This is a genomic window from Marinococcus halophilus (genome assembly GCF_002265875.1).
In the GTDB taxonomy this organism is placed as follows: Bacteria; Bacillota; Bacilli; order Bacillales; family Marinococcaceae; genus Marinococcus; species Marinococcus halophilus.
In genome coordinates, this window is the sequence record NZ_NPFA01000037.1 from 1 (window position 1) to 7,318 (window position 7,318).

Consider the following 7,318-nt stretch of genomic DNA (forward strand, 5'->3'; position numbering starts at 1 on the left):
CTGATTCTTACGCCGGAAGAGCTGGAGCTACGATCCGACGAAATCGGAGCGGAAACGGTCGTTATCATCGACGATATTCCAGCCGAAGAAGAAACAGCATAGCGGACAAAAGGGTGACCCAGCGCAGGGTGACCCTTTCCGCATACATAAAAAAGCACCGCCTCGAAAGACGGTGCGGCGTGCCCAGCCGGAAGAAGGCACAATATGAGCTAGCAGAGAAGGCGCAAGACTCACATAATATTGCGCTTAAGTGCGCTAATCTATATGTATTTTACCACGCTTGCCCGCGATTCCGCTTTACCTATCCTTTGATTCCGTTCACTGCATAAATCAAACTCTCCGCTTCATACAGCGTTTTTATTCCCTCCATGACTTTACCATCGAGAAACAACGATAAATGCCGCCACACAATCCATGAGAAATTACTTTTTAAAACGTCCGAGCATAGTGATACTCACGCGGTCTACATTTCACGTACTGTACTGAAAACAGGACAACCGTCCAGCTTACTTCTTAAAGAATTTACGAAAGAGTCCTGATTTTTTAGGCGGCGTATTCTGAGCAGGCGTTTCGTCATGATTCGACGTTGTGCTTTCGTTATTTATCTCTTTTCCCTCTATTTCCGGGGGTTCTAGCTTCGCGGAGAGTTCGTCAATCTTTTGTAAAAGAAGCTCTTCCCGTTCCTTTGATTCCGCTTGAAATTGATCGAGGCGGCTTTCCAGGCGTTCATTCTGTTCCAGTAAATGCGTATAGCTGTCATACATCTGCCGGAGCAATGGCGGCGGCGTATCGTCGTCGTCCACCGTCACCGTAATATCATCGACCATCTGCCCGAGGTAGTCGCGTATTTGATCGTTAGTTTCATTCGATTCCTTCAGCCTGGCAATCGTTTCAAAAATGTTTAAGGCCTCCCGCTTATACCGCCGTTGCCGGCCTTCTCCCACCGTAGGAATAAACGGGGAAAATAGTTTCCTCCATTCATTCAAGGTGCTACGTGGCCGATCCATGCTGTCCGCGATCTGCTGAAGCGTATAGAAGCGTTTCTCATAGTCCTGCATAGCTTCCCCTCCTTCCGTTCATTATCCGCTATTATTCGCCTTCGTTACAACGTCGTATTTTCGTTAAAAAATTTTTCTATTTCTGAGAAATGAATGCCACTTCTCTTATATTAGACAAAGTAGGAGGAAATAATAGCCGCCGGAAACGGCCAAATGAACAGGAGGGAGAAAAATGCGCTTGAATATTAAAATTGAAATCAGCGACCGCGCTGTTAAAGTTATCCTGCTTATGGCTTTGTTCCTTTAAGGCAGAGTATTCCCGGAAGGCGGATACAGTCTGACTTCTGCATAATACTGTATGACATATACGATTACTACTTCCGATAAGAATCCTTATGTAAACTAAGATTTTCTTCAAACGCCGTCATAGAAGGGTCGAGGTCTAAACTCTGGCATAGCGGAAGAACAAGATTTATACATATTGCTCTGCCAGGCGTTCCCGGCCGTTGTCTTTTTCACAGATACAGATTTTTGCATAAAGTACGGTGCATGAAATTGCGGAGAAGGCGAGAAAACAGTAAAATTCTTTTATATTTTTTTGTTCGCTTTATTGAAAAATGTACTTAATCTATGTTATAATACTAACGTAGTGTTGTATTTAAAAAATTCATAAAAAAAAGACAGCGCGTAAACCGAATGTATGAATGTAACCAGCATTCATATATTCTACGCACTGCTCCCTCTTTAGTTATTAATAGTGTACGATAAATTTGTCTTGAAAACAAGACATACGTATATATTTTAACAGAAATCTTTCTTTTTGTGGGAGCGGTTTATGCGCTTTACAAGAAGGGAGATTTTTTTATGCAGGCAACCACGGCCGCGCCGCCGCTACATGCCGCAATCGTTCACTCAACAGCCTTCCAGGAACAACCACAGGGGCATGAAATGGGAATAATCACGAACGACTTAAAAAAGGCGTACAGCGAGCGGCTACCGCTTTCTACAATCCTTAACTACTTTGGCAACGGGCATTGCGTCCTGGCCGCTGACGTAGACACAGACGAAAATAATACTATGCAGTTTGTTTCTGCCAGCTTCTTTGCGATCGACGTAGACGACGATAATGAAGAAACGGACATTAAGGAAATTGTGTCCATGCTAAAGGGGAAACTAGCAGGCATATTTCATACCTTTAGCCACGGTATCAAAGGCAACCGTTACCGCCTGGTATTTCAACTCGATCAACGGATCACTAATGAACGGGAAATGCGCGGGATTATTGAAATTATGGTAGATGAGTTAGCCGCTATGGGTATTCCCGTAGATCGGCAGGCTATTCCACCAAAACAAGTTATACGCGGTGGAAAAGCGGCTCAGCTCATTGATGAACAGGCTATGATTAACGCAGGACAATACAAAGATAAAGCCCGGCAGAAAGCACAGAGCAAGCAGAACGCTTTGTTTGATCCAAACAGCCGTAATCATAAGCCGCTCCCGTTCGACGAATTAAAGCGTATGTGCGAAGCGATTGGCCATATTCCCACAAGTGCCGGGCGCGGCCAAGAATGGAATCAATGCGTATATGCGATTAAGCATTATGTAGAAATGAAAATGATTGCTGACGAAGAAGGACGCCAGCTGTTTGATATTATTAGCGGCGGCGAAGCTACGGAAAAACAATGGAATGCGATCAAGCCGCGCGGAGAAGCGACCATAGGAACATTGATCCATAAAGCCGAAGAACAGGGCTTTAAACCGTCAGCACGGACGTTTCAAGCTTCTATATCCTACGGGCAGACGTACACAGCTGACCGCCTTGAAGTAAAAGGATACTTGCAAGCGAAGGATATTAAGCCGCTGATTGAAGAAGGTGGATCAATTCTTTTAGACAGCCCGACGGGGAGCGCGAAAACAACGAGCGTAATTGACGCGTTCCAGGAAATCGCAAGTAAGCAGAAACACTTCTATGTGTTTGCATGTCCGACAGTCGCACTCACAGATCAAGTTGCGAACGATCACAGCTTACGATCCGTGAAGGGACAGACAGAAAGGGTCATGGCAAACGCTATGCGAGACGCGCGGCAAGGCAAGCGGGTGTTTGTTTCTACCTATGATAAAGTCCCAGCCTTGATTGAACATCTGCGCCGCGTCTACCCGGAGCTTACCTTCACGTTAGCTATTGATGAATACCACAAGCTGGTAAGCGACTATGATTACCGCTACCGGGCAATAAGCGATTTGAAAGCCGTCCAGGGGCAGGCGGAAAACGTGCTTGCGTTGAGCGGTACGCCGGAAGACATTGATAAGAACGAGTTTGACCGCGTTGTGAAAGTAAACACCGGCCGTAATGGATCACCTTGTAACGAGTTCGGCGTTTATACCTTTGAATATCGAAAAAATGCACTCACGGAGATTACAGAGCTTCTCAAAGTGAGGGTACAACATCACGGCTGGCGCGTTATCGTCTATATGCAGAGCAAGGCCAACATTGACCGCGTGAAGCAGGCGTTACGGAAAGCAGGCATTAAAACTCACGTCATCGACGCGAGCAAGAAAAGCAATAGCGAGTATAAAAATATTGTCGAAAACGGAACGATCGACGACGACGTTCAAGTGTTACTAACCACAAACGTGATTGCCGACGGCGTGAGCATTTACAACGAGCTGGATTGGGAAGTAATTGCCGTCGCGGACGGAGAACATTCTCCTTTATTTAACGTTTCCGCGCTTAAACAAATGTCGAACCGCTTACGTAATTCTTACCGCCGCTTCTCCGTGTTCACCCTGGAAGCGAGAGCTAAAGAGGACGACTTGTTTAATATTGAGGGAGCTTATCATTACCGGGATAGCATAGCCCGCCGGATCACGGACGAGCTAAACAGTCACCCACTTTTTGACCGCAAGCTATTCGCTCAGAGCCATATTGAACGAAATTACGGCCTTACAGAGGATTGCCTGAACAACTGCCTTACGTATGATAAAGCCTGGAACCGATACAATGCCGCGCTTGACCAGGAGCTGTATTATGCGAAGTACCGTAACGCTTTTCTGAAGGCAACAGAGCGGATACTCAACCTTAACCGCATAGGGACGCTGAATATATCCAAGGCTGTCCGGGATAACAACCTGGAAACAGCACTAACCGAGCAGAGCATAGCCGAGACCGACGAGGTTTTACAGTTAAGCGAAGACGAGAAGAAAGAAAACATTCTGAGCGCGTTCACGCCGAAGGTGTACCACGCTTTCCGAAACGAAGATGAACAGATAATGAATGAATTTAAACGGCAGGTAACAGCGACACATTATGCTTGTTTGAAAGCTCTTGCTCCATATGTATCGTTTGAGACGTGTCAGTCAGTAGTAATTCAAGTGAAGCGTAAAGCAGATACTCACGCTTTTTTTCAAATGCTTATGAGCCGCGTGGAAACAGACTTTCACAGCCAGATTCACCGACCGTCAAAAACGCGTGAAGCGATCCAGGAGCTATTAAAGCTAGATACCTTTTGTCTTAATGACGAGTTCAAAGAAGAAATACAGGAGATTGCTAAACGGATCGGCGTTACTAAAAAAGATGTTGAAGGAGTGCTTAAAATGATGAACGTTGAAAGTAAACGAACAAACCAGGGAAGAATGAAACGAGTAGACGGCGTACAGAGCGTTGACGATATGGCTCAAAAGTTCGGTCTGTCTCACGAGCAGGTAATTGAAGGATTAATTAACATGGCTAAATCAAAGGGCGCACTGTATGAAAAAGCAACGCGAGCAGAGTTAAGAAAGGAAGGCTTCACTGCTTAATAAGCAAAGGCACAGACCATGACACTTAATCCCCTATTTGATTTTAATTATTAACTATCATACTAGGGATTAAACGTCATGGGTAACCTTGATTTGACAGGGGTTACAGGCGTTATGTTTCCTTCACATAGCATTTAGCGAGACACCCCTTCAGACACCCTTCAAACAGGTGGTAATTATCACCCTAAAATAAAGCTGGGAGGCATTCATTTATGAATGAATTTACTATGCAAGAACAAGTGAAAATATTGGTTAGAGCCGTCCAAACACAGTACGGTTTGGAACATCACGACGACCTGGGGAGCTTGCTTCACACACTCCGCGAGCAAGGGCTTGTAACCACAGACGAGCTTCAGCAGATTAACCATCACATTAAAGGGGCGTAACCATGAGCATGAGCGAAGAAGCGAGAGAGGCTAAGCGATCCTATCAGCGGGAATCGAGCCGACGCCACCGGGAGAATAACCGGGAGCGCGTTCGAGAGTACCAGCGTCAATGGCGAGCCAATAATCCGGATCGAACACGGGAATACAACCGCCGTTATTGGGAACGGAAAGCCCAAGAACAAAAAGATAATTCCTAAAGGGAGGTGATTGTATGCAAGCCCAGGCGGTTTATACTGACGCGGATGTAAAAAAACTGCTTCAAACAGTGCGTATCGTAACCGATACCAGGGAGCAGAATAACAAACACATTACAGATTACCTGAACAAGCGGGGCATTGATACGGAAAGCCGCAAACTAGATGTAGGTGATTACGCGGCCTTGCTTCCCGCTGATCCTTCAATGGGGATCGTGACCGACATGTTATTTCCTATGAGGATTGAGCGGAAAAACTCAATAGATGAACTGGCTTCTAGTATCAAAGACCGCACAAGGTTCGAGAGCGAATTAATACGCTCCGGGCCTTTTTTATTTTCCGTCATGGTAGAAGACGAACAAGGCTTTTCCAATATGCTATCCGGGAATTATCGGAGCGAATACCAGCCGCAGGCATTGATCGGGAGCTTACAGACGTTTGAAAGCCGCTATGGGTTTAACACGGTCTATATCGGCAAGCAGGACGCCGGAGCTTATCTGTACACGAAACTTTTGTACCACGCGAGAAATGCGATCAAAAGCAACTATTAAATTATAAAAAAGGAATGATTCTATGATTACAAGCATTAACCAAGAGCGCGTACTACAACCATTTCAAGGCATGAAAGACAGCTACAATAAGGCTATGTACAAATATTGGACAGTTCAGCGGAGTACAGAGGTATATGCCGCCGCCTATATCAACCAGGCCAAAGAAGAAGCAAAGCAGTCCTTCATGCAAGATAAGCGAGAACGCGCTGAGCAGGCTAAAAAGGAATTGAACGCGATTTATCACGAGCTGAAAGACTGGAGCTTTGAAGATCCGTATTTGTCCCGAATTGATAAGCAGGTGATTACCACAGAGGATAAGGTTTTAGCGGAAATGCAACGGGATAAGGAAATGAAGCTCTTAGAAGCGGAAATGCGAGCCACTGAAGAGACAGAAGACTTCCGCCGCCTCTTAGTACGGTACGGCTCCGACAAGCTATTTCATGACTTAATCACGGCAGAAATGAGAAGCCGCGCTCAACGTGCCGGAGATAAAGGGAGCAAGTTTCATTTTCTGCTTACAGAGTTAGACCGCGAGCCGGACGAAAACGCGGATATTAGAAAAATTGAAGTTATGCTTACGAATATTGCAAATATGGAAGCTTACCCGAAAGGGATTGAAGAAGAAGGGAACGTCGAAAGCATTCAGCGTATCCCGCTTTTTGAAAAGGTTGATTAAATGACAAGCCGCGGTCTGCCTAAGGGCGGCCGCTTTTTGCTATCAGATAACGACAGATGAAAGACATTCCTTAGAAATGAGGTGACAGCATGGCAGGAGCAGGACACGGGGAAAAACAGAGCCGTAAACGCGATCAGGCCATTCTTGCATTGTTAAGCGAGCCAACGCTCCGGCAAGCGTCCGAAAAGGTGGGTGTTTCCGAGAGTACGCTATGGCGGTGGTTACAAGAAGACGACTTTCGAGAACAATATCACCAGGCTAAACAGGAAGCCGTCAGTCAGGCTACTAGCCGTCTCCGGCAGAGCATGACAAGCGCGGTAGACGCTTTAGAAGAAATGGCGAGCAATCCGAAAACGCCTGCTATGGCAAGAGCAAGCGCGAGCCGCACCCTATTAGAGTTTGGCTTTAAAGCGCACGAAACAGAAGAAATGCAACGCCGACTGGAACAAATAGAGCAAACATTAGAAAACGACAGCCGCAATCAATGGGGAGGAAAAAGACATGAATCTTCATAAACGCCTGGAACGTATGGAAGACCGCGTAAAATACTACGGTAAACAAGCAGTGCTGATTCTTACGCCGGAAGAGCTGGAGCTACGATCCGACGAAATCGGAGCGGAAACGGTCGTTATCATCGACGATATTCCAGCCGAAGAAGAAACAGCATAGCGGACAAAAGGGTGACCCAGCGCAGGGTGACCCTTTCCGCATACAT

General features: G+C 46.1%; 8 protein-coding genes. 7 read left to right on the forward strand and 1 reads right to left on the reverse strand.

The window, feature by feature from the left end:
• Positions 1-506: 506 nt before the first annotated feature.
• Positions 507-1,058, reverse strand: coding sequence for a MerR family transcriptional regulator (locus tag CHL76_RS16490; RefSeq protein ID WP_094909155.1), 552 nt, complete (start codon positions 1,056-1,058; stop codon positions 507-509).
• A gap of 804 nt (positions 1,059-1,862) precedes the next feature.
• On the opposite strand from CHL76_RS16490, the gene CHL76_RS16495 reads away from it, so the two are divergent.
• The 7 genes from CHL76_RS16495 to CHL76_RS17150 all read left to right on the forward strand — a co-directional run bounded on the left by CHL76_RS16495 (position 1,863) and on the right by CHL76_RS17150 (position 7,272).
• Complete coding sequence (locus tag CHL76_RS16495) at positions 1,863-4,796, forward strand: DEAD/DEAH box helicase family protein (RefSeq protein WP_094909156.1); 2,934 nt, start codon at positions 1,863-1,865, stop codon at positions 4,794-4,796.
• 212 nt (positions 4,797-5,008) lie between these two features.
• Positions 5,009-5,182 carry a hypothetical protein gene (locus tag CHL76_RS17145; RefSeq protein WP_158219218.1) on the forward strand — a complete coding sequence of 58 codons (174 nt, stop codon included), beginning with the start codon at positions 5,009-5,011 and terminating at the stop codon, positions 5,180-5,182.
• Positions 5,183-5,184: 2 nt separating this feature from the next.
• Positions 5,185-5,379, forward strand: a complete 195-nt coding sequence (locus CHL76_RS16500; RefSeq protein WP_143747484.1) for a hypothetical protein — start codon at positions 5,185-5,187, stop codon at positions 5,377-5,379.
• A gap of 14 nt (positions 5,380-5,393) precedes the next feature.
• On the forward strand, positions 5,394-5,927 hold the full coding sequence (locus CHL76_RS16505; RefSeq protein ID WP_094909157.1) for an ERCC4 domain-containing protein: 534 nt from the start codon (positions 5,394-5,396) through the stop codon (positions 5,925-5,927).
• Positions 5,928-5,949: 22 nt separating this feature from the next.
• Positions 5,950-6,603 carry a hypothetical protein gene (locus CHL76_RS16510; RefSeq protein ID WP_094909158.1) on the forward strand — a complete coding sequence of 218 codons (654 nt, stop codon included), beginning with the start codon at positions 5,950-5,952 and terminating at the stop codon, positions 6,601-6,603.
• Between the two features lie 89 nt (positions 6,604-6,692).
• A complete protein-coding gene (locus tag CHL76_RS16515; protein WP_094909159.1) occupies positions 6,693-7,118 on the forward strand; it encodes a helix-turn-helix domain-containing protein in 426 nt (141 codons plus the stop codon).
• Complete coding sequence (locus CHL76_RS17150) at positions 7,105-7,272, forward strand: hypothetical protein (protein WP_158219219.1); 168 nt, start codon at positions 7,105-7,107, stop codon at positions 7,270-7,272. Before CHL76_RS16515 ends, CHL76_RS17150 begins: the two co-directional genes overlap by 14 nt.
• The last annotated feature ends 46 nt before the right edge of the window (positions 7,273-7,318 follow it).

Excerpts from the sequence above, each read along its gene's own strand:
- CHL76_RS16500 (WP_143747484.1), top strand. The coding sequence starts at position 5,185 with ATGAGCATGAGCGAAGAAGCGAGAGAGGCTAAGCGATCCTATCAGCGG.
- CHL76_RS16515 (WP_094909159.1), top strand. The coding sequence starts at position 6,693 with ATGGCAGGAGCAGGACACGGGGAAAAACAGAGCCGTAAACGCGATCAG.
- CHL76_RS16510 (WP_094909158.1), top strand. The coding sequence starts at position 5,950 with ATGATTACAAGCATTAACCAAGAGCGCGTACTACAACCATTTCAAGGC.
- CHL76_RS17145 (WP_158219218.1), top strand. The coding sequence starts at position 5,009 with ATGAATGAATTTACTATGCAAGAACAAGTGAAAATATTGGTTAGAGCC.
- CHL76_RS16505 (WP_094909157.1), top strand. The coding sequence starts at position 5,394 with ATGCAAGCCCAGGCGGTTTATACTGACGCGGATGTAAAAAAACTGCTT.
- CHL76_RS16490 (WP_094909155.1), bottom strand. The coding sequence starts at position 1,058 with ATGCAGGACTATGAGAAACGCTTCTATACGCTTCAGCAGATCGCGGAC.
- CHL76_RS17150 (WP_158219219.1), top strand. The coding sequence starts at position 7,105 with ATGAATCTTCATAAACGCCTGGAACGTATGGAAGACCGCGTAAAATAC.
- CHL76_RS16495 (WP_094909156.1), top strand. The coding sequence starts at position 1,863 with ATGCAGGCAACCACGGCCGCGCCGCCGCTACATGCCGCAATCGTTCAC.